This window comes from Microbacterium sp. NPDC097977 (assembly GCF_040302605.1).
GTDB lineage: Bacteria > Actinomycetota > Actinomycetes > Actinomycetales > Microbacteriaceae > Microbacterium.
On sequence record NZ_JBEOUR010000035.1, the window covers coordinates 14922 to 35998 of the forward strand.

General features: G+C 69.0%; 18 protein-coding genes and 2 pseudogenes. 2 read left to right on the plus strand and 18 right to left on the minus strand.

Annotated features, from left to right (window positions below):
* Positions 1-217: 217 nt before the first annotated feature.
* Both ABTZ43_RS09725 and ABTZ43_RS09730 read right to left on the minus strand, forming a co-directional pair.
* Positions 218-1027, minus strand: coding sequence for an alpha/beta fold hydrolase (locus ABTZ43_RS09725; protein WP_502885365.1), 810 nt, complete (start codon positions 1025-1027; stop codon positions 218-220).
* Positions 1028-1220: 193 nt separating this feature from the next.
* Positions 1221-2672: a catalase gene (locus ABTZ43_RS09730; protein WP_350538641.1), complete on the minus strand. Its 1452-nt coding sequence runs from the start codon at positions 2670-2672 to the stop codon at positions 1221-1223.
* Here ABTZ43_RS09730 and ABTZ43_RS09735 point away from each other — a divergent pair.
* Positions 2671-2946 (plus strand): annotated as a pseudogene (locus tag ABTZ43_RS09735) (hypothetical protein); the annotation flags it as partial. The gene ABTZ43_RS09730 and the pseudogene ABTZ43_RS09735 sit on opposite strands and share 2 nt — an antisense overlap.
* Here ABTZ43_RS09735 and ABTZ43_RS09740 read toward each other — a convergent pair.
* Positions 2866-3159 (minus strand): annotated as a pseudogene (locus ABTZ43_RS09740) (Fur family transcriptional regulator); the annotation flags it as partial. The pseudogenes ABTZ43_RS09735 and ABTZ43_RS09740 overlap by 81 nt on opposite strands.
* A 93-nt stretch (positions 3160-3252) precedes the next feature.
* Between ABTZ43_RS09740 and ABTZ43_RS09745 the strand changes: the two are divergent.
* Positions 3253-3795, plus strand: a complete 543-nt coding sequence (locus ABTZ43_RS09745) for a hypothetical protein (protein WP_350538642.1) — start codon at positions 3253-3255, stop codon at positions 3793-3795.
* Between the two features lie 19 nt (positions 3796-3814).
* Here the strand turns inward: ABTZ43_RS09745 and ABTZ43_RS09750 are convergent, their stop codons facing one another.
* The 15 genes from ABTZ43_RS09750 to mmsA form a co-directional block, all read right to left on the minus strand.
* Positions 3815-4480, minus strand: coding sequence for a histidine phosphatase family protein (locus tag ABTZ43_RS09750; RefSeq protein ID WP_350538643.1), 666 nt, complete (start codon positions 4478-4480; stop codon positions 3815-3817).
* Between the two features lie 94 nt (positions 4481-4574).
* Complete coding sequence (locus tag ABTZ43_RS09755) at positions 4575-6617, minus strand: hypothetical protein (protein WP_350538644.1); 2043 nt, start codon at positions 6615-6617, stop codon at positions 4575-4577.
* A 4-nt stretch (positions 6618-6621) separates the two neighbouring features.
* Entirely contained in the window at positions 6622-7620 is a 999-nt protein-coding gene (locus ABTZ43_RS09760; RefSeq protein WP_350538645.1) for a glycoside hydrolase family 130 protein, read from the minus strand.
* Between the two features lie 30 nt (positions 7621-7650).
* Positions 7651-8490, minus strand: a complete 840-nt coding sequence (locus ABTZ43_RS09765) for a carbohydrate ABC transporter permease (protein ID WP_350538646.1) — start codon at positions 8488-8490, stop codon at positions 7651-7653.
* A gap of 2 nt (positions 8491-8492) precedes the next feature.
* Positions 8493-9389 carry a carbohydrate ABC transporter permease gene (locus tag ABTZ43_RS09770; RefSeq protein WP_149422006.1) on the minus strand — a complete coding sequence of 299 codons (897 nt, stop codon included), beginning with the start codon at positions 9387-9389 and terminating at the stop codon, positions 8493-8495.
* Between the two features lie 4 nt (positions 9390-9393).
* Positions 9394-10665: an extracellular solute-binding protein gene (locus ABTZ43_RS09775; RefSeq protein ID WP_149422007.1), complete on the minus strand. Its 1272-nt coding sequence runs from the start codon at positions 10663-10665 to the stop codon at positions 9394-9396.
* 35 nt (positions 10666-10700) lie between these two features.
* Positions 10701-11693: a LacI family DNA-binding transcriptional regulator gene (locus ABTZ43_RS09780; protein ID WP_149422008.1), complete on the minus strand. Its 993-nt coding sequence runs from the start codon at positions 11691-11693 to the stop codon at positions 10701-10703.
* 142 nt (positions 11694-11835) lie between these two features.
* A complete protein-coding gene (locus tag ABTZ43_RS09785) occupies positions 11836-12765 on the minus strand; it encodes a DnaJ domain-containing protein (RefSeq protein WP_350538647.1) in 930 nt (309 codons plus the stop codon).
* A gap of 70 nt (positions 12766-12835) precedes the next feature.
* Positions 12836-13489, minus strand: coding sequence for a YigZ family protein (locus ABTZ43_RS09790; RefSeq protein WP_056414634.1), 654 nt, complete (start codon positions 13487-13489; stop codon positions 12836-12838).
* A gap of 59 nt (positions 13490-13548) precedes the next feature.
* Positions 13549-14535, minus strand: a complete 987-nt coding sequence (locus ABTZ43_RS09795) for an aldo/keto reductase (RefSeq protein WP_350538648.1) — start codon at positions 14533-14535, stop codon at positions 13549-13551.
* A 107-nt stretch (positions 14536-14642) separates the two neighbouring features.
* On the minus strand, positions 14643-16127 hold the full coding sequence (gene cycA, locus ABTZ43_RS09800; protein ID WP_350538649.1) for a D-serine/D-alanine/glycine transporter: 1485 nt from the start codon (positions 16125-16127) through the stop codon (positions 14643-14645).
* 130 nt (positions 16128-16257) lie between these two features.
* Positions 16258-17034, minus strand: a complete 777-nt coding sequence (locus ABTZ43_RS09805; RefSeq protein WP_082539274.1) for an ATP-binding cassette domain-containing protein — start codon at positions 17032-17034, stop codon at positions 16258-16260.
* Positions 17031-18209, minus strand: a complete 1179-nt coding sequence (locus ABTZ43_RS09810) for an ROK family transcriptional regulator (RefSeq protein WP_253384935.1) — start codon at positions 18207-18209, stop codon at positions 17031-17033. Before ABTZ43_RS09810 ends, ABTZ43_RS09805 begins: the two co-directional genes overlap by 4 nt.
* 37 nt (positions 18210-18246) lie before the next feature.
* Positions 18247-19425: a multiple monosaccharide ABC transporter permease gene (gene mmsB, locus ABTZ43_RS09815; protein ID WP_045252812.1), complete on the minus strand. Its 1179-nt coding sequence runs from the start codon at positions 19423-19425 to the stop codon at positions 18247-18249.
* Positions 19422-20963: a multiple monosaccharide ABC transporter ATP-binding protein gene (gene mmsA, locus ABTZ43_RS09820; RefSeq protein ID WP_056414643.1), complete on the minus strand. Its 1542-nt coding sequence runs from the start codon at positions 20961-20963 to the stop codon at positions 19422-19424. The genes mmsB and mmsA overlap by 4 nt, the downstream gene beginning before the upstream one ends.
* Positions 20964-21077 lie beyond the last annotated feature (114 nt).

Genomic DNA, 21077 nt, shown 5'->3' on the forward strand with positions numbered 1-21077 from the left:
GCTTTTCGCATGCCGGTGTGGCTGAGCGAGCGCAGCGAGACGAAGGGCTCTTCGCATGCCCGTATGACTCTGCTCCCTGAGCGAGCACACCGAGGCGGAGGGCTCTCGTCGCGCCCGTGTGACTCCGTCCCCTGAGCGAGCACACCGAGGCGGAGGGCTCTTCGCATGCCGGCATGACTGCGCTCCCTGAGCGAGCGCAGCGAGACGAAGGGCCGCGTCAGCTCCCGGACAGGAAGGCCAGGGCCGCCTCCTTGAAGGAACGGGATCCCGGAGCGTTGAAATGATTGCGGTCGGGGATCTCGAAGAACCGACCCTGCGGGGCGGCGGAGGCGAGGGCCCGGGAGCCCTCGATGATCGCATCCTTCGATCCCGTCGCGAACAGGATCGGACTCGCCGGCGCGTTCGACGGATCCGGGTCGATCGTCCGTGACGAGCGCATCCCCTCGGCGAGGGCGACCAGCGCGGCGAGGTCGTTGCCGGGCACGCGTTCGGTCAGCGTGATGTAGTTCTGCGTCGTCGGATCCGACACCGGGGTGTCGTCCGCCAGATACGCGCGCACCTGATCGAGATCCAGCCGCGCGAGCGGGATGCCGTCCGGCACCCCGCCGAGCACCGCACGGCCGATGCGCTGGGGCAGGTCGCGGACGACCTCCCAGCCGACGCGCGCACCCAGCGAGTACCCGAGGTAGAACGCGTCATCGACGAGATAGGCGTCCATGACCGTCTCGACATCCGTCGCGAGGGTGCGGATCCCGTAGGCGTCGGCCTGATGCGGCTTCTCGCTGAGTCCGTGGCCGCGCTGGTCGAGCGCGAGAACGCGATAGCCGGCCTTGGTGAGCTCCCGCACCCACCCCGTGAGCACCCACGTGTCGCGGGCGCTGGAGGCGAAGCCGTGCACGATCACCACCACGGGTGCGTCGAGGTCGCCCCACGTGTACGTCGCGAGGCGCGTGCCGTCAGCCGCGTACACCTGCTGGGGCTCAGGCATGTTGTTCAGGTCGGAGAGAGGGACTGCCACGGCATCCATTCTGGCCCTTCCGAAAAGAGACCATGGCCGCGAACGCGACGGGGGCCGACACGCCACTTACAGGACGGTTGGTGCAAAACCATCCTGCACGTGGCGTGTCGGCCCCCGAAGTGGAGCGGCCCGGTCAGCGGATGCCGGTCAGCGGATGCCGGTCACCGGAATCCGGTCGGCGGATGCCGAGCGGGCCCGCCGCTCAGAAGCGGGCGCGCAGCGCGTCGCCGAGCGAGGCGTCGACGTTCGTCCAGTACTGGAAGAAGCGCTCGCGGATCGCGTCGATCGTGATGCCCTGACCCTGACCGGTGAGGGTCTCGAGGAATCGGGCGCGCTGCTCCTCGTCGAAGACCATGCGGTACAGCGTGCCGGCCTGACCGAAGTCGTCGTCGTCGAGGTGCAGGGTCGCCGCCGAGCGGATCAGCTCGCCGTCGGACTCCCAGCTCGCCTCGACGCCGGCCAGCGGGTCGGCCTCGGGGCCGCCCTCGGCACCGTACGAGTTCGGGGTGTACACGCGGTGCTCGGCGGGGTTGAACCGGTACTGCATGTGCCCCTCGTGCATGTAGTTGCGCACCTCGGCGGCATGCGGCTGGTTGACCGGCAGCTGGTTGTAGTTCGTGCCGACGCGGTGACGCTGGGCGTCGGGGTAGGCGAAGACGCGGGCCATCAGCATCTTGTCCGGCGAGATGCCCGTGCCGGGCACCTGGTTGCCGGGCGAGAACGCCGCCTGCTCGATCTCGGCGAAGAAGTTCTGCGGGTTGCGGTTCAGCGTGAACGTGCCGACCTTGATGCGCGGGTAGTCCTTCTTCGACCACGTCTTGGTGAGGTCGAACGGGTTGAAGCGGTACTCCTTCGCCTCCTCGTACGGCATGACCTGCACGTAGACGTCCCACGAGGGGTGCTCGCCGCGGGTGATCGCGTCGAACAGGTCGCGGCGGTAGTGGTCGGCATCCGAGCCCGCCAGCTGCTCGGCCTCGGCCGCACCCATCGCCTCGACGCCCTGGTTGGACATGAAGTGGTACTGCACCCAGAAGCGCTCGCCCTGGGCGTTCACCCACTGGTAGGTGTGCGAGCCGTAGCCGTTCATGTGGCGCCAGCTGCGGGGCAGGCCGCGGTCGCCCATGAGGTAGGTCACCTGGTGGGCGGACTCGGGCGACAGGGTCCAGAAGTCCCACTGCATGTCGGCGTCGCGCAGACCGGAGTCGCCGAGGCGCTTCTGCGAGTGGATGAAGTCCGGGAACTTCATCGCATCGCGGATGAAGAACGTCGGGGTGTTGTTGCCGACGATGTCGAGGTTGCCCTCGGAGGTGTAGAAGCGCAGCGAGAAGCCGCGCACGTCGCGCCAGGTGTCGGGGGAGCCCTGCTCGCCGGCGACCGACGAGAAGCGGAGCAGCGTCTCGCTGGTGGCGCCGGGCTGGAACACCGCGGCACGGGTGTACGCCGAGACGTCCTCCGTGACGACGAACTCGCCGAAGGCGCCGCCGCCCTTCGCATGCGGGTTGCGCTCCGGCACGCGCTCGCGGTTGAACGAGGCGAGCTTCTCGACGAGGTAGCGGTCATGCAGGACCGTGGGGCCGTCGGCGCCGACGGTGAGCGAGTGCGCGTCGCTCGGTGCCGGGGTGCCGGTCTGGGTCGTGGTGTTCGGTTTCGTCATGTGCTTCTCCTTCTGCGCGAGGCGAGACGAGGGCATCCGTGGGTCCGGGTGCTCTCGGTGTTCACGCCTATGCGGCGTTCTGGCAACTGGGACACAGGCCCCAGAAGGTGACTTCGGCTGTTCGGACGGTGAATCCCCCCGCCGAAGACGGGGTGAGACACGGCGCGTCGCCGACGACGCAGTCCACATCGCCGACCGCACCGCATTCGGTGCAGACGACGTGGTGGTGGTTGTCGCCGATGCGCCGCTCGTAGAGCGCTGCGGAACCTGCCGGTTCGATCCGACGGAGCAGGCCCGCCGCCGTCAGGTCCGCGAGGATGTTGTGCACCGACTGGATCGACGTCGTCGGGAGCACCGCGGACACGGAACGGTAGACCCGCTCTGCATCCGTGTGGGCCATGGATTCCATCACCTCGAGCACAGCGACACGGCCCGCGGTCGCCCGCAGTCCCGCATCGCGAAGCGCGGAGTCGAGGTCGGTGTCCATGCCTCGACTGTACCTGCTGTTTTGAGTTGTTCAAAAGACCGGCGTGTCGGCGTCGGCGGTTGCGCGCTCCGTGCAGATGCGTAGCGTGGAGTGATGGCCATGAGACGAGCGGCGACGATCGGACTGATCCTGGTGGCGGGCATCGCGCTCGCCGGATGCACGGGTGAGCCCAGCGGGTCACCGAGCGGGCCGGCCTCCGGCTCGCCCTCCCCGTCGGCATCGACACCCGCGCCCACCACCACCGGGGATGCGGCGGACGCCGACGAAGCGCTGCTCCCGATCCCCGCCGACGAGATCAGGGACTGGGCCGAGACGGCGGTGCCGGGCGCCGGTGCCGAGGGATCCAGCCCGATCCTCTCCGGGTGGCTGAGCGAGAACACCTCCCCGCACCAGAAGACGTTCCTGCAGTCCCAGGAGGCCGGTGCCTATCAGGCGCAGCTCGCCTGCCGGGGCGACGGCACCATCACTCTGAGGGCCGGCGAGCTCGATGAGGAGCAGCCGTCTGCCGAGCCGATCGTCTGCGACGACGAGACGATCGCGTTCGACGTCACCACCGCGGCCACCGGGATGCAGATCGTGATGGACCTCGAGGGTGCGCCCACGATCTATGCCCTGTCTCTGCAGCGGATGAGCTGAGCCGCAGCCTCGATCGGCGTCAGGACTCCGAGGGCGCGAGGGGCAGCTCGAGTCCGTAGTTCCACGACAGGATCGCCGGCTGCTCGCGGTAGAAGCTCAGCACGGAGACGGATCCGGCGTTCAGGGTGATCTGCGCGCCGAAACGCGGCGCCAGCCGCAGGTAGACGGCGGTCAGGATGCGCAGGAAGTGGCCGTGCGCGACGAGGGCGACATCTCCGTCCGCCAGGGCGGGCAGGACGCGGGTCAGCACCCGCGATGCCCGGGCGGCGACCTCTTCGACGGTCTCGCCCGGCGTCGCGCCGCGGATCACCCCGTGCGTGAAGGCGCTCCAGTTGTAGCCGAGCTCCTCGCGGATGTCCTTCGTCGTGCGTCCCTCGTATCCGCCGTAGTCCCACTCCACCAGCAGCGGATCGACCTCTGCGTGCAGACCGGCGAGCTCGGCGGTGCGCCGTGCGCGCTGCAGCGGCGAGGTCAGCACGAGGGAGAAGTCGTAGTCCGCGACCAGTTCTCCGGCTCCGCGAGCGAGATCCTCGCCCCGGGCGGTGAGCGGGATGTCGGTGAGGCCGGTGTGCAGACCGGCCTTCGACCATTCGGTCTCGCCGTGGCGCAGGAGCACGAGCTTTCCCGACGGATTGTCGGGCGCGGGGCGGTCGGGCAGCGGGTCGTATTCGGGGAGCGCAGGCACAACGCAACCGTAGTCCCGAGGTCTCGCCGGCGGACAGCCCGGACGATCATCGCCATCCCCCGGGTCTCGGAACGGCCGGCGGCAGGTCCGGACGTCAGCGGGTGATCGTGAACCCGCCGCCGCGCACCCGCACCCGGCCGCCCTGCACGGCCTGGCCCCGCTGCGATCCGTCTGCGTCGTACGAGCGTCCTGATCCGGGCGCGAGGGGAGCGATGCGCTGGTCCCGCCGGGTGCCTCCGGCGTACAGCACGGCAGCTCCCGAGGTCGTCGCGTAGACGGCCGACGAGACCGCGGGCTGGACCACCAGGGCGTCGAGCCGCACGTCACCGCGGCTCGTGCAGCGCACGGTCACCGCCTCGGCGGGCAGGTCGCCGCCGAGCAGCTGCGGCACCAGCATTCCGTCGGCCTCGGTGAGGCCCCGATCGCCGGCGCCTCCGGCGGGGGTGCGCGTGCTCCAGAGTCGCCGGCGACCGCGGAACACCTCCCACACCGCGTCTCCGGCATCCGCGGCCTGGCGCCAGACGAGACCGTGCAGGATGCCGTCGGCCTCGGTCACGTCGAACTCGACCGTTTCGCCCGCGGGCACCCGCACATACGCGGCACCCGAGAGGTTGCCCTCTCCGATCCACGCGCCGCCCTCCGGGCGCACGATCGAGCACCCCGCCGAGAGCCGAGCGCTCTCGGCCTCGAGCACCCTCAGCCCCGAGAACGACGACGACCCGGTGATCGATGTCGCGATGCGGGCGATGTCGCGGTTCGCGTCGAGCAGCAGCATCGTGAGGAGTCCGTGGATCGTGGACTCCGCTCCGGAGTTGCGATTCACACGCCCGTCGGTCTCGACGCCGTCGAACGTCACGCCGGTGGCCGGGTCGTAGACCGGGATGCCGGCGGTGTTGGCGCCGAAGAACCAGCCGGCCGCCAGCCCCGCGAGCACGCGCAGCCCCTCGCCTCCGACGGTCGCGGCCTGCACAGCCCCGGCGACGCGACCGTGCGCGCCGTACGCGATCTGCGCTTCGGCGGGCAGCGGCGCCCACGCGTTGTGCGGCCCGCCCGAGGCGAGCACCTGCGGCGTGAACGTGCCGGCATCCGCGACGGCTGCGGCCTTCCAGTCGCGTCGACGCAGCACCGCACCGGCCCTGGCCAGGGCCTCGGGTGCCGCCGCGCCCCAGGCATGCCAGAACCCGAGCGACCCGGTCCACGGCAGCACGGCTCCGAACGGCCAGCCCTTCTTCGGATCGCTCGCCATCGCGGCGACGCCGTCGCCGTAGGTCTGCAGGGCCTGGCGGCTGCGGGCGTCGCCGGCCTCGGCCGCGGCGGCGAGCCCGAGCATCGCCTCGGCCGTGGCATCCGCTCCGCCGGCGATCAGCCAGGCCGGCAGGTCCCTGCCGTCGCTGCGCACCCACTGCCCGGCGCGCGACAGCGACTCGCGACCGAGAGCATCGAGGGCGAGATGCAGCCGCTCGAGCAGGAACGCCGCGAACGCGGCATCCTCCCGCCGGAACGCGGCGTACCCTTCGCCGAACGCCCACACCGAGCGGGCGAGCCAGTACGACTCGGCCGAGTCCGAGGGGTCGGGCAGCTCGACGGGGATCGCGCTCGGAGTCAGCGTGCCGTCTTCCTGCTGCCACAGCACGACCCGCCCGGCGTCGTCGCCGCTCGTCGTCTGCAGGAAAGCGAGCGAGCGCAGCACATCTCGCGCCTCGTCTCGGCTCTGCGGGTCGCCGGTCGCCTGCCAGTCCCGCAGGAACACGATGGCTGCCCGGGCGATGTCGTCGGCGTTGTACGCGCCCTGCGTCCAGTACCCCGTCACGGCGTCGCGTGTGCCGCCGCCGACGGGGCGGTATCCGCCGGCGCCGTCGGTGTCGGCGTACGTCCACGGTGCGAGCACCCGCGGCGATTCCTCGATGCCGAACGTGGTGTGCGTCGCGCTCGCGACCACCGGCACCTCGGCGAGCAGGAACCGCAGATGCGCGAGGTTCGTGAGCCGGGCACCGCGTGCGCCGTCCAGCGGTGCGAGGCCCCAGGGGTGAAGACCGGCGGATGCCGAGGCCTGCGCCGTGCGCGCATCGAGGGGCAGCAGGGCGAGCGCCGAGCCGGCGGCCGCCGCGGTCAGGAACGTGCGTCGGGAGAGGGACATGGTCTCATTCCTCGTCGGCGCCTGAGCCGACAGCGTCTCGCAGTGCGCGGCCCCACGGCTGCGCGGGATCGTGGACGGCGACGGCGAGGGTCGTGTCGGACTGGCCGTAGTAGGCGAACCATCTGTCCTGGAACTTCACGAGCCCTTCGACGAACGTCACGTTCGACACCAGGCCGTGCATGTCCTCGAAGGTCTGCGGGCGCAGCCACGGCTCCTGCAGTCGGGCGATCACGCGGGTCGGCTCGTCGGGGTCGATGGCGATCTGTCCGCAGCGGTAGTCGACGTCGACCGTTCCGTCGTCGTGCACCGTGCGGGTCGCCCCGTTCGTGAGGAACACGAGCAGGCCGTTGTCGGCCAGCACCGGCGAGGTGCCGATCTCGACGAGCGCCTCGTCCCACGTGCCGGGGGTCGGGGAGTACATCGGCTCGGTGTCGGGAGCGCCAGGCGTCCAGTGGATGAGGTCATCGCTGGTCGCCCAGTAGATCGCGCCCTCACCGAAGTACATCCACCACTTCCCGTGCATCTTCTGAGGCACGATCACGCCGGCCTTCGACCAGTTGAACCCGCGCGGATCCATGGTCTTGAACGTGTCGAAGTCCTCGAACAGCGGTCCGTGCTTGGTCCAGGTGCGCAGGTCGGTCGAGGTCGCGAGGCACAGCTGCGCGCTGCGCCTGTCCCAACCGGTGTAGGTCAGGTAATAGGTGCCGTCGATCAGGGCGATGCGGGGGTCCTCGCATCCGAACCGCTCGTAGTCCTCGGAGGGGGAGAGGATCGGTGCGTCCTCGCGGGTGAAGTTCACGCCGTCGCTCGACCGGGCGATGCCGATGTGCGAGACGATGTCGTCGGCGTGCGCGCGATAGAGCAGCACGACCTCGTCACCGTCGACGATCGCCGCCGGGTTGTAGAGGTTGGCGGACTCCCAGCTGTCGCCTTTCGGCCGCAGGATCGGGTTGCCCTCGTAGGGGGTGAAAGGTCCGAGGGGGAAGGTGGCTCCGGTGAACATGGATGCCCTTTCTGGTGAGACGGCGAGCGATCAGCCTTTGACGGCCGCGCCGAGGTCGGTGGCTCGGAAGAACCGCTGGAAGACGACGAACAGGATCACGACGGGGAAGGCCAACGCCGTCGCACCGGCGAGGATCGCGCCGTTGGGGTTCGCGGTGGACTGCGCGACATTGGAGATGTAGTTCGCGAGGGACACGGCGAGCGGCTGCAGCGACGCATCCTTCGTGATGAGGAACGGCCAGAGGAACTCGTTCCAGGGACCGATGAAGGTGACGAGCACGACGGTCACGAGCACCGGCTTGATCAGCGGGATCGCGACGGATGTCAGCAGTCTGATCTCCCCGGCGCCGTCGATGCGCGCCGCCTCGAAGATCTCGACGGGCAGCGCCTTGAAGAACTGCACGAAGATGAACACCGCGGTGGTGTTGATGAGGAACGGCAGGATCATGCCGAGGTACGAATCGCCGAGTCCGTAGCTGCGCGTGATCTGCACGTACAGCGGGATCATCAGCAGCTGGAACGGCACCATCTGCACGAGCAGCATCAGCACCCAGATCACGCCGCGACCGCGGAAGTCGAGACGGGCGATCGCATAACCGGCGAGCAGACCGAACACGACGGTGCCGAGCAGCACGCCGGCGGTGAAGATCAGCGAGTTGAGCAGGGATCCCACCAGATCGATGCGGGAGTCGATCGCGACGAAGTTGTCGACGGTCCACCCCGAGGTCGGGAAGAGCTCGTTCGGCGAGTTCGTCGGGTTCTCCTGGAACGCGCCGACCAGCATGAAGTAGAACGGGAAGGCGAAGCCGATGGCCGCGACCGTGAGCAGGATCAGGCTCAGGATGCGGGGAAGTGAACGTGTGCGTCTCATGGTCATCGCTCCCTGGTCGCGCGGTTGGCGGCGAGCGACAGCATCCCGACCAGGATCACGAGGATCATGCCGATCGCCGCCGCGGTGTCGGGGTTCTGCTGCTGGATGCCCAGCTGGTAGATGAGCAGCACGGGTGTCGAGGAGGCGCCGTCCGGGCCGCCGCCGTTCGTGAGCAGGTACGGCTCGGTGAAGAGGTTGGCGCCGGTGATGATCGACAGGATCAGTACGAGCGTCGTGGCGTTGCGCACGCCGGGGATCGTGACGTTCCAGAAACGGGAGAATGCTCCGGCGCCGTCTGTCTCGGCCGATTCGTACAACTCCTTGGGCACGTTCTGGAGGGCCGCGAGGTAGAGCAGGATGTAGAACCCCAACTGCTTCCAGGTCACGTAGAGCGCGATCATCGGCATCGCGAGTCCGCTGTTCACCAGCCAGGACGGGTCGGGCGCGAGCGGGCCGAGGACGGTGTTGATCAGCCCGTTGCCCGAGAACAGCAGCATCCAGACGCCGACGAGCGAGACGCTCGCCGTCAGGTACGGAACGTAGAACGCCACCCGGTAGGCGGCGACCCAGCGGATGCCGGTGTTCAACGCCGCGGCGAGCACGAGGGACAGCACGGCGGTGAGCGGCACGTTGATGACGAGGAAGATCAGCGTGTTGCGGAAGGAACCGAGCACGCGCGGATCGGTGAGCACGGTGACGAAGTTGTCGACACCCACGAAGGGACGCTCCACCTCCACGCCGGGGGCGGTGAAGAAGTAGTCGTGGAAGGCGATGTAGATCGCGAACCCGAGGGGGTACGCGAAGATCGCGATCACGAAGACGAGGTACGGCAGCGCGAAGAGGCCGCCGATCGGCTGCGCACCCAGCCATCGGGTGCGCAGCCGTCGGGTGTCGGTCATCGCGTCACTCGGCGACGAGGTCGTCGATCTTCGTCGCCGCGGTCTTCAGGAAGTCGTCGATCGACTCCTTGCCGAAGATCACGGAGGCGGAGTACTCGTCACGGAACGCCTGCCAGGCCTCCACGGAGTTGGGGATGCTGGGCACATCCGCCGTCGCCTCGGCCTGCTCGGCGAACGACACATAGTTCGGGTTCGCGTCGAAGTAGTCGGCGTACGTGCCGGTGAGGTCGGTGCGCATCGGCATCTGACCGGTCGCCTCGAGCAGCTGTCCGTCGCTGTCGACGCTGGTGGAGAACTTCAGAAACTCCCACGCCGTGCCCTGGTTCTCGCAGGCGGTGAACATCGAGACGCTCTTCGAGTCGGCGAAGGTCGTCGGGTTCTCGCGGCCGTCGCTCGTGGGCACGGGCATGAAGCCGACGTCGACGGTGTCGGCGTACGACGGGATCGCCCAGGGGCCGGCGAGTTGCATGGCGGTCGTGCCGGCGGACATCGCATCGTCGGTCGACGCCTCGTTCGGCGCGAGCTTCTCGTCGTAGAAGGTCTTCCAGAACTCGGCGACCTCGCTGCCGGCGTCCGAGTCGAATGTCGACGTACCGTCTTCGACGAGCATCGTGCCGTCGGTCTCGGCCAGGTAGAGCGGGTAGAAGTCGAACCAGGGCTGGTAGAACTCGCTCGTCGGCGCCGGCCAGATGGCGCTCTGCACGCCCGAGTCGACGATCTTGCGCGAGCCGTCGAGGAACGCGTCGTAGGTGTTCATCTGCGGGTCCTCGGGGTCGATGCCCGCGGCCTGGAACAGCGCCTTGTTGTACATCACCATCACGGGATTCGACTTCCACGGCAGCTGGTAGAAGCTGCCGTCGGTGGCGTAGGAGTCGACGTCGCCGCCTCGGTCGGTGATGTAGTCGCTGCCGCCCTCCATGGTGCTGAGGTCGACGAGACCGCCCTGCTTGACCCAGCCCGAGACGGCCGCCGGAGCGACGTTGTAGACGAGGCAGGGCGCGGTGCCCGCCGTGATCGCGGCGGTGATGGCCTCTTCCGACGACGAGCCGGCGGGGATCTCCTGCGCATTGACCTTCTCGTCGGGATGCTCGGCGTTCCAGGCGTCGACGACGGCGGTGCCCCAGGCGACCTCCTGCTCGTTGTTCGACAGCCAGATGTCGATCGGGCCGGTGGAATCGGCGGAGCCCTCTCCGCCGCCCCCGCCGCCCGCCGAGCATCCGGTGACGACGAGCGCTGCCGCTCCCAGGAGCGCTGCGGCGCGGATCTTCTTCTTCATGGTGTCCTCCTTGACGCGATGGTTCGGGTGATCGTCTAGCGGGTGGTGCTCTCCCGGAAGTGCACGACGTTGCAGTCGACGACCTCGGTGCGCGGTTCGGCGCCCAGGATGTCGGCCAGCAGCAGGCGGGCGGCCGCGCGTCCTCGCGCGGCGGGCCCGGACGAGACGCTCGTGAGAGCGGGGGAGAGGTGGGCGGAGAGGTGGTCATCGTCGAAGCCGGCGATCGCGAGATCGCGGGGGATGCTGAGCCCGCTCGAGCGGGCGAACGACAGGCCGGCGATCGCCATGGTGTCGTTCGAGTACAGGATGGCGGTCGGGCGATCCGGCAGATCGAGCAGCTCGGCGGTGCGGGCGCGGCCGCTGGCGGCGGTGAAGTCGCCCTCACGCAGCAGCTCGTCTCCTCCGACGGCGTCGACGTAGGCGTCCGCGCGCACCCGCGAGTGCACGTAGTCGAGGGGGCCCGCGACATGCGCGATGCGCTCGTGGCCGTCGGCCCGCAGGTGGGCGATGATCTCGCGGATCGGCTCCGCGTCGTCGGTGCGGACGCAGGAGAACCGGGTCGGCCGCTCATAGGCGCCCACGAGCACGGCGGGCAGATCGAGCTCTTCGAGCAGCGGCACGCGCCAGTCGTCGGTGCGCAGGTCGAGCAGCAGGGCGCCGTCGGCTCGGCCATGGCTGAGCGCGCGGTAGGCGCGCTCCTCGGCGGCGCGGTCGGGGACGACGTGCAGGATCAGTCCGGTCTCGGTCTCGGCGAGCACCGATTCGACGCCCGCGATGAAGGCCGGGAAGAACGAGTCGTTCGCGATGACCTCGGGGTCGCGGGCCAGCACGACGGCGACGGCGTTGGCCTTCTGTGTGGCCAGGGCCCTGGCGCTCTGGCTCGGCACCCAGTCCAGCTTCTCGGCCGCGGCGAGGACCTTGGCCCTCGTGTCGTCGGAGATGGGGCGCTTGCCGCTCAGGGCGTGCGAGACGGTGGCCTTGGTGACGCCGGCCTCGCGGGCGACATCTGCGATCGTCGTGCGGCTCATGCCACCTCCTCGTGGATCATCGGGCAGATCGTCGGGGTGGACTCGGCACAGTTCAACCGGTTTGACGATCGCGGGTGAAGCGAGTGTAAACCGGTTTGACGGATGCGGTCAAGGGCCCCTCTGATCCCGGTCCCGCCCGGGATCAGACGAACGTGATGGTCTGCTGCAGACGGGTGCGCACGTCGAACAGCTCGTTGCCCCCGATCGCGCGGGCGCCCGGGACACCCTGGCGCAGCACCATCGACAGCGCGCTGCGCCGCACGACCACGACCGGCATGCCGCGGCTGCTGCCGAGCGGTGTGACGGCCTGCGACAGATCGTCGTCGGGGAGGACCATGATCGCTCCGCCGAACTTCACCCTGGCGGCCTTGGCCACCGTGCGCATGCGGGCGAGGGCGGCGGTCACCGGCGCGCGGGTGCCGAGGCTCGGCCCGGTGATCTCTCCGCGCCGGAAGCCGACGACGCCGCCGAAGTCCTCCGACATCACGCCGTACAGACCCGACGGGCTGAGCACCACGTGGTCGAGTTTGTCGTCGGCATCCGCGCCCGAGGCGACGTCGTGCCAGACGGTGAAGCCCATGCCGAGGGCGCTCACCGTGCGGGCGGTCGCCTCCTCGGCCAGAGCATCGGCGAGCAGCCGTCGCAGGTCTCGCGGAGCCGAGCGCACGAGCGCGGGGTCGTAGGGGTCCGGCACCTCGACGCCGCGGCCCGCCCATTCGCGGATCAGCGACAGATAGCGCTCGCGACGCCAGCCGCCGGGGTGGCCGTACGAGCGCGCCCTGGGGCGGGTGTCGGTGCGCGTCGCGGTCTGCGGACGCCATCCGCTCCACTCCGGCTCCGACGGGATGCCGGGGTGCGTGCCGCTGCGGCGGTCGTAGGCGGCGCGACTCTCGGCGGTGCCGACGAGCTCCCACGCGCGCTGCACCTGGATGAACACGGCGGCGTCGCCGCCGGTGTCCGGGTGCGACTCGCGCAGGCGCAGCCGGTAGGCGCGCCGCAGCTCGACGTCGTCGACCGACGGGTCCACACCGAGGATCTCGTAGGCGGACGCCGAGAGCGGGCTGTCGAACATCGCTCTCCTTCCGAGATCGCGGCATCCAGAATATCCGGCTGCTGTTGTGGATCGGCCGTGGCCGTCGGTGTCAGTCGGGCACGTCGACGATGCGCTCGCCGCCGATCACCGGCACGACGGCCCCGGAGGAGGCCGCCGCGATGTCATCCGCGAGTCGGTCGAGCTCCGGCGCCGGAACCCAGGCCTCCAGCGTCGCCCGTGCCCCGTAGCGAGGTTCGCCGAGCGTCGCCCCGTGATGCAGAACCCAGTCGCGCAGCAGGTTGTCGATGCGTCCGGCATCCGCGTGCGACACCTCCATCGTGATCCGGGTGAGAGACTGCCGCCGCACGAGCGCGGCGAGGTCGAGGGCGTCCGAGACGGCCGAGGAGTAGGCCCGCACCAGCCCGCCGGCGCCGAGCTTCACTCCGCCGAAGTAGCGGGTGACCACCGCGACGACGTCCGTCAGCTCGCGGCGGCGCAGCACCTCGAGCATCGGCACGCCGGCTGTCCCCGAGGGCTCGCCGTCGTCGGAGGACCGCGCCTGGTCGCCGAGCAGACCGGTCACCATCGCGGTGCAGTTGTGCCGGGCATCCCACCACTGCCTGCGGAGGCGCGCGATCACGGCATCCGCGTCCTCGACCGAGGCGACCGGAGTGACGGTCGCGATGAATCGGGACTTCTTGATGACCAGCTCGTGCTCCACAGGCGCGGCGATGGTCGCCGGGTGGCTGCGGGGCGGAGTCATCCGCCTCAGACTACCCAGCCCCGCCGCCTGCTCAACGGTGCCTGCTCAGCGCCGCCTGCTCAACGGTCGACGAACGACATCTGCTGCGGGTTGTAGCGGTCGCCCTGCACTCCCACCCGTGCCGCGAGCTGGTCGAGATCGGCCATCTCATCGGCTGAGAGGGCGACGGTCGTCGCCTCCGCGTTCTCGGCGATGCGCGAGGTGCGTCTGGTGCCGGGGATCGGGACGATGAACGGTTGCCGGGCGAGCAGCCAGGCCAGCGCGACCTGGCCGGAGGATGCCTCCTTCGCCTCCGCGAGGGCGGTGACGTGACTGACGAGGGCCTGGTTCGCGGCCCGGTTCTCTTCGCTGAAGCGCGGGATCGTGCCGCGGATGTCGCCGTCCGAGAACGAGGTGCTCTGATCGACCGTGCCGGTGAGGAATCCCTTTCCCAGCGGGCTGAAGGGCACGAAGCCGATGCCGAGCTCGGCGAGGGTGGGCAGCACCTCGTCCTCGGGATCGCGGGTCCACAGCGAGTACTCGCTCTGCAGGGCGGTGACAGGCTGCACGGCGTGCGCGCGACGGATCGTCGAGGCGGATGCTTCGGAGAGGCCGAAGTGGCGCACCTTGCCCTCGGCGATCAGCTCGCCCACCGTGCCGGCGACGTCCTCGATCGGCACGTCGGGGTCGACGCGGTGCTGGTAGAAGAGGTCGAGCACGTCCGTGCGCAGCCGTCGCAGCGACTCCTCGGCGACGCGGCGGATCTGCTCGGGCCGGCTGTCGAGTCCGACGCTCGTGCCGTCTTCGATGCGCCAGCCGAACTTCGTCGCGATGACGACCCGGTCGCGGATCGGCTGCAGCGCCTCGCCCACGAGCTCTTCGTTGACGTACGGCCCGTAGACCTCCGCCGTGTCGAAGAACGTGACTCCGTGGTCGAGTGCGGAACGGAGAACGGCGATCATCTCGTCGCGGCTGCCCGGGTTGGGGCCGTAGCTCTGCGACATCCCCATGCAGCCGAGACCGATGGCCGAGACCTCGAGTCCCTGTCCGAGTGTGCGAGTGTGCATGTCGTGTCCTTTCGTCGAGGACGACGCTACGCCCGCGCTCGACGCGGTGGGAGGCCCTGACGGAACCTCCCACCGGGATGCTGAGTCGTGGACGCGAGAGGGGGCGACTACTCCGCGGAGTCGTCGCGCAGGTACGCGATGTGCGCCGCGTGCCGCGTCAGGTGGTTCTGCGATCTGCGCACGAACAACCAGGCGACGAGCAGCAGCACGAACCAGATCGGCGTCACGAGCAGTGCGGTCAGAGTGTCGGGCTGCGTCGTGAGCGCCCACAGGATGAACACGAAGAACGCCAGCACGACGTAGACCATGAAGATGCCGCCGGGCATCCGGAACGTCGATGTCGCGACCTTCTCGGGACGCCGGCGCCGGTACGCCAGGTAGCTGCAGAGGAAGATCGTCCACACGAACATGAAGCACACCGCCGACACGGTGGTCACCATCGAGAACGCGGTGCCGATGTCCTCGCCCGCGTACAGCAGCACCACGCCGGAGAGCAGCAGGATGCACGAGAGGAACAGTGCGTTCTGCGGCACGCGCCGCTTCGACAGGCGTCCGAAGAGTCGCGGCGCATCGCCGTCCTGTGCGAGGCCGAACACCATGCGCGAGGTCGAGTAGATGCCCGAGTTCGCGCTGGACATCGCCGAGGTCAGCACGACGAGGTTGACGACCGTGGCGGCGATGCCGAGGCCCGCGAGGGCGAACATCGCGATGAACGGGCTCTCGTTCGCGACGTACTCCGTCCACGGGGTGACGGCCATCAGGATCACGAGCGCGCCGACGTAGAACAGCAGGATGCGGATCGGGATCGCGTTGATCGCCTTGGGCAGATTGCGCTCGGGGTCCTTGGTCTCGGCTGCCGCCGTGCCGACGAGCTCGACGCCGACGAACGCGAAGACCGCGATCTGGAATCCGGCGACGAAGCCGAGGAAGCCGTGCGGGAACATCCCGCCGTGCTCCCACAGATTGGCGAAGCTCGCGGTTCCCGCGTCGTGCTGGAAGCCGGTGAAGATCATCACCAGACCGGTGATGATGAGGGCGACGATCGCGATGATCTTGATGAGTGCGAACCAGAACTCCATCTCGCCGAACGCGGCGACGGTGGGCAGGTTCAGCGCGAGCAGGATCACGACCACGAGCACGCCGGGGATCCACAGCGGGATGCCGGGGAACAGCGCGTCGGAGTAGCCGGCGATCGCGATCACGTCGGCGACTCCCGTCACCACCCAGCAGAACCAGTACGTCCAGCCGGTGAAGAACCCGGCCCAGGGGCCGAGCAGATCGCTGGCGAAGTCGCTGAACGACTTGTACTTGAGGTTCGACAGCAGCAGCTCGCCCATCGCGCGCATGACGAAGAAGAGCATGAACCCGATGATCATGTAGACGAAGATCACGGAGGGGCCGGCGACCGAGATGGTCTTGCCGCTGCCCATGAACAGGCCCGTGCCGATCGCACCGCCGATCGCGAGCAGCTGGATGTGGCGGTTGCTCAGCGCCCGCTTCAGGTGCTGCTCGTCACCGCCCGTGGATCCGCCCGTCGCACCGCCCTTCGCTCCGTCCACGCCGACGGTCGCGCCTGTGTTCTCTGTCGTCATCGTTCGAGCCTCCGGTGGTTCTGTGCCGCCTCCCGCTGCGGCATCCTTCCGACCGTACTTCGCGATCGGGGGTGTCGGCGGAGCGAATCGCGTCGACATGCCGCACCGCGTCGTCGCGCGGGTGCCCGGCTCAGCCCGACGACGCGGAGGAGGGGGCGCGGTAGGTGCCGATGATCGCCGCGATGAGGTCGGAGTACGCGGCGTCCTGGCTCGCGAACGAGCCGTTGTTGCGTCCGTGACGAAGCACCTCGACGCGATCCGACACGGCCTGCACATCGGCGATGTTGTGGCTGATGAAGACGACGCCGAGACCGAGTTCGCGGAGCCGCTCGATGTGCGTGAGGACGTCGGCGGTCTGCGCGACGCTGAGCGACGCCGTCGGCTCGTCGAGGATCACGATGCGAGGCTGGCTGATGAGCGTGCGGGCGATCGCGACCGCCTGTCGCTGCCCGCCCGAGAGGGTGTTCAAGGCGGAGCGGATCGAGGGGATGTTCGCGGCGAGGTCGCTGAGCGCCTGTCTGGTCGACTGCTCCATCTCGCCCTCGCGCAGCATCCCGCTCGGGGTGCGCAGCTCGCGGCCGAGGAACACGTTCGCCGTGACGTCGAGGTTCTCGCAGACCGCGAGATCCTGGAAGACGGTGGCGATCCCGAGACGATGGGCTTCCGCCGGCCTCGAGATCTCGACGCGCTCGCCGTCGATGCGGATCTCGCCCGAGGTCGGCGCCAAGGCTCCGGCGATGATCTTGGCCAGAGTCGATTTGCCGGCGGCGTTGTCTCCGATGAGACCGACGACCTCTCGAGCGTGCACGGTGAAGTCCACGTCGGTGAGCGCTTCGACGGCCCCGAAGCGCATCGAGATCCCGCGCAGGGTGAGCAGGGGCTCTGCCTGCGCGGCGGTGATGTTCACGCGCGGTCCTCGAGCAGCTGCGACGGATCCGTCGACTGCAGGATGTGGATGATCGCGCCGATGAGCACGGCATCCTTGCCGAACGATGAGGGCACCGGGTCGCGCCGCGGAGTCCGCCCCTGCGGCGCGTTGTCGCGGACGGCGGCGGCGAACGGCAGCAGGAAGATGGGCCCCGCGTCGACGAGCTCGCCGCCAACCGTGATCACCTCGGGCGCGAGCGATTGGTGGGCGGCCGCCACGACGCGTCCGAGTGCCGTCGCGGCGTCGGCGACGACCCGCGCACACCCGGGGTCGCCCGCGGCCGCGCGGGCGATGACATCCTTGAAGGTCACCTGTCCGAAGGTGGCGCGCAGGGGGGCGGTGACGGCCTCGGCGCCGGCCACCGTCTCGAGACAGCCGCGCTGGCCGCAGGCGCAGACCGACCCTGCGGGGTCGACCTGCACATGGCCGATCTCGCCCGCCGTGCCGGAGCGTCCGCGGTAGATCTGCGAGTTCAGGACCACACCCGCGCTCGCCGTGTACGAGGCATGCACGAACAAGCTGTCCTTCACATCTCGCGCCGTGCCCAGTGTGGCCTCGGCGAGGGCGGCGAGATTCGCATCCTTCTCGACGAGCACCGGGCAGCCGATCCGCTGTTCGACGACCTCGGCGACCGGCCGGGTCTCCCATCGGCGCATCACCCCGCTGTAGGCGATCAGCCCCGTCTCCGGGTCGACCGGCGCCGGCAGGGCGATGCAGACGCCGATCAGGTCGTCGGCATCCGCGGCGATCATGCCGAGCATGTCGATGATGAGGAGCGTGATGCGATCGAGCACGGTGTCTTCGGCATGGTCCGTCGGCAGCGGCATCGACCGATCGGCCAGGACGTCCTGTCCGACGTCGGAGAGCCGTACGCGCATGCTGCGATTGCCGATCTGCACGGCGGCGACCAGGCCAGCTCGACGCGCGATCGTCACGAGCTGCGCGCGCCGACCGCTGCGCGAGGTCGGGTGCGTCTCGATGAGACCCGAGAGGCTGAGCTCCTTCACGATGGCCGAGACGGTGGCCGTCGAGAGGCTGGTCGCTTCGGCGAGCTCGACCTGGGTGAGCCCGCCGAAGCGCTTGACCGCGTCGACGATCTTCGCCGTGTTGGCCTCGCGCAACCCCGACTGGGATCCCGCGGGCCATCTGCTCATAGCGGGAGCTTATCGCGCGTCGATGCCGTCACCGCGGTCAGCGGGCGGCACCGGCCCGACGCTTGTTCCAGACGTCGAAGGCGACGGCGATCAGCAGCACGAGACCCTTGACCACCTGCTGGGTCGCCTGGTCGAGGCCCATGAGCTGCATGCCGTTGCTCATCACCGCCATGATCAGGCCGCCGACGATCGCGCCGCCCACTCGGCCGACGCCGCCGGTGACGGCCGCACCGCCGATGAAGCAGGCGGCGATGGCGTCGAGCTCGAACATGTTGCCCGCTCCGGGCTGAGCCCCGTTCGTGCGCGAGGAGAACACGACCCCGGCGATGCCGGCGAGCATGCCCATGTTCACGAAGATCCAGAAGTTGACCCTCTGCACGTTCACGCCGCTGAGCAGGGCCGCGTGCAGGTTGCCGCCGATCGCATAGACGTGGCGGCCGAAGACGCTCTTCTGCGTGATCACGGAGTACGCGATGATCAGCACCGCGAGGATGATCAGGACGAACGGGAGGCCGCGGCTCGTGGACAGCTGGTAGCCGAACCACATCACGACGGCCGCGACGATCGCGATCTTGGCGACGAACCAGCCCAGCGCCTCGACCGACTGCTGGTGTGCGAGCTTCGACCGGCGGCTGCGAACCTGCCAGACGGCGTAGCCGACGACGCCGATCGCGAAGATCACGAGTGTGAAGACGTCGACCCCGTAGCCGCCGAACAACCCGTTTATGAACCCGTTGGCGATCGAGTAGTAGGTGCCGCCGAACGGCGACAGCGAGACGTTGCTCAGCACGATGAAGGTGAGTCCGCGGAACAGGAGCATGCCGGCCAGCGTCACGATGAAGGCGGGAATGCCGACGTACGCCACCCAGAAGCCCTGCCATGCCCCGACGAGCAGCCCGACGGCGATCGCCGCGAGAACGCCGACCCACCACGGCTGCTGCCCGCGGATCACGATGACCGCGGCCGTCGCACCGGTGAGTGCGACCACCGAGCCGACGGAGAGATCGATGTGACCCGCGATGATGACGATCACCATGCCGATCGCGAGGATCAGGATGTAGGAGTACTGGAGGACGATGTTCGTGAGGTTGCCCGGCGAGAGGAACGTCGGGTTCAGGATCGCGAAGAACGCGACGATCGCGATGAAGGCGACGAGGATGCCGCTCTGGCGGAGGTTCCGCGTGGCGAGGCTGAAGAGGTTGCTGACGCCGGTCATCGCGCGGCCGTCCTTTCGAGGGTCATGAGCTGCATGAGGTTCTCCTGTGTGGCTTCTGCGGCGGGGAGTTCACCGGTGATCCTGCCGAAGGCCAGGGTGTAGATGCGGTCGCAGATGCCGAGGAGCTCAGGGAGCTCCGAGGAGATCACCAGCACTCCCTTGCCAGCCGCGACCAGGCGATTGATGATCGTGTAGATCTCGTACTTCGCGCCGACGTCGATCCCGCGGGTCGGCTCGTCGAGGATCAGGACATCGGGTGCGGTCTGGATCCACTTGCTCAGCACGACCTTCTGCTGGTTGCCTCCGGAGAGGTTGCCGACGAGCTGGAGCACGCTGGGGGTCTTGATGTTCAGCTCGGCCCGGTACTGCTCCGCCACCTGCAGTTCGCGGTTCGCGTTGATCCATCCGCCCGGGCTGATCAGGCGCAGCGACGCCATGGTGATGTTGTGCCGGATGTCGTCGATGAGGTTGAGCCCGAATCGCTTGCGGTCCTCGGTGGCGTAGGCGATGCCCGCACGGATGGCGGCGCTCGTCGTCGAGGTGTTCACCTCTTTGCCGCGGACGAAGACCTTGCCGCGTGCGTGGCGTCCGTAGGTGCGCCCGAACACGCTCATCGCGAGTTCCGTGCGTCCGGCACCCATGAGACCGGCGATGCCGACGACCTCTCCGGCGCGGACGGACAGAGAGGCGTCGTCGACCATGACGCGCCCCGGTTGGGTGGGGTGGCTCACCGACCAGTTCTCGATGCGCAGCACCTCCTCGCCCGGGTCCGAGACGCGCTCGGGGTAGCGGTGGGCCAGATCGCGGCCGACCATTCCCCGGATGATCCGCTCCTGAGTCGAGGCAGGGTCCTTCATGTCGAGGGTCTCGATCGTCTTGCCGTCGCGGATGATCGTGGTGCGGTCGGCGATCTCGGCGATCTCGTTGAGCTTGTGCGAGATGATGATCGACGTCATGCCCTCGTCGCGCAGCCGGCGCAGCAGATCGAGCAGGTGCGCGGAGTCGGTGTCGTTGAGCGCGGCGGTCGGCTCGTCGAGGATCAGCAGGCGCACGTTCTTCGACAGCGCCTTGGCGATCTCGACGAGCTGCTGCTTTCCCACCCCGAGCTGCGCGACGGGCGTGGCCGGGTTCTCGTCGAGCCCCACCTGGGCGAGGAGCGCCGATGCCTCGGCGTTCGCCCTGTCCCAGTCGATGAGGCCGTTCTTCGCGCGTCGCTCGTTGCCGAGGAAGATGTTCTCGGCGACGCTCAGATAGGGGATCAGCGCGAGCTCCTGATGGATGATCACGATCCCCTTCTGCTCGGAGTCGGTGATCGCGCCGAAGGCGGCCACCTCGCCCTCGTAGATGATCTCGCCGTCGTATGTGCCGTGCGGATAGACGCCCGAGAGCACTTTCATCAGGGTGGACTTGCCTGCGCCGTTCTCGCCGCAGATCGCGAGGATCTCGCCGCGGTTCACGTCGAGGCTGACGCCCTGGAGGGCCTTCACACCCGGGAAGCTCTTCTCGATCTCCCGCATCTGCAGAACCGGTGTCGTCATGACCCGATGTCCTTTCGTGAGAGAGTGGCGGGTGGGGCGGGGAGCGCGCGCGCCACCCCCCGCACTACTCACAGGCTCGCCCGCGCGAGTCTGGCGTCGTGCGCGTGGCCGCGG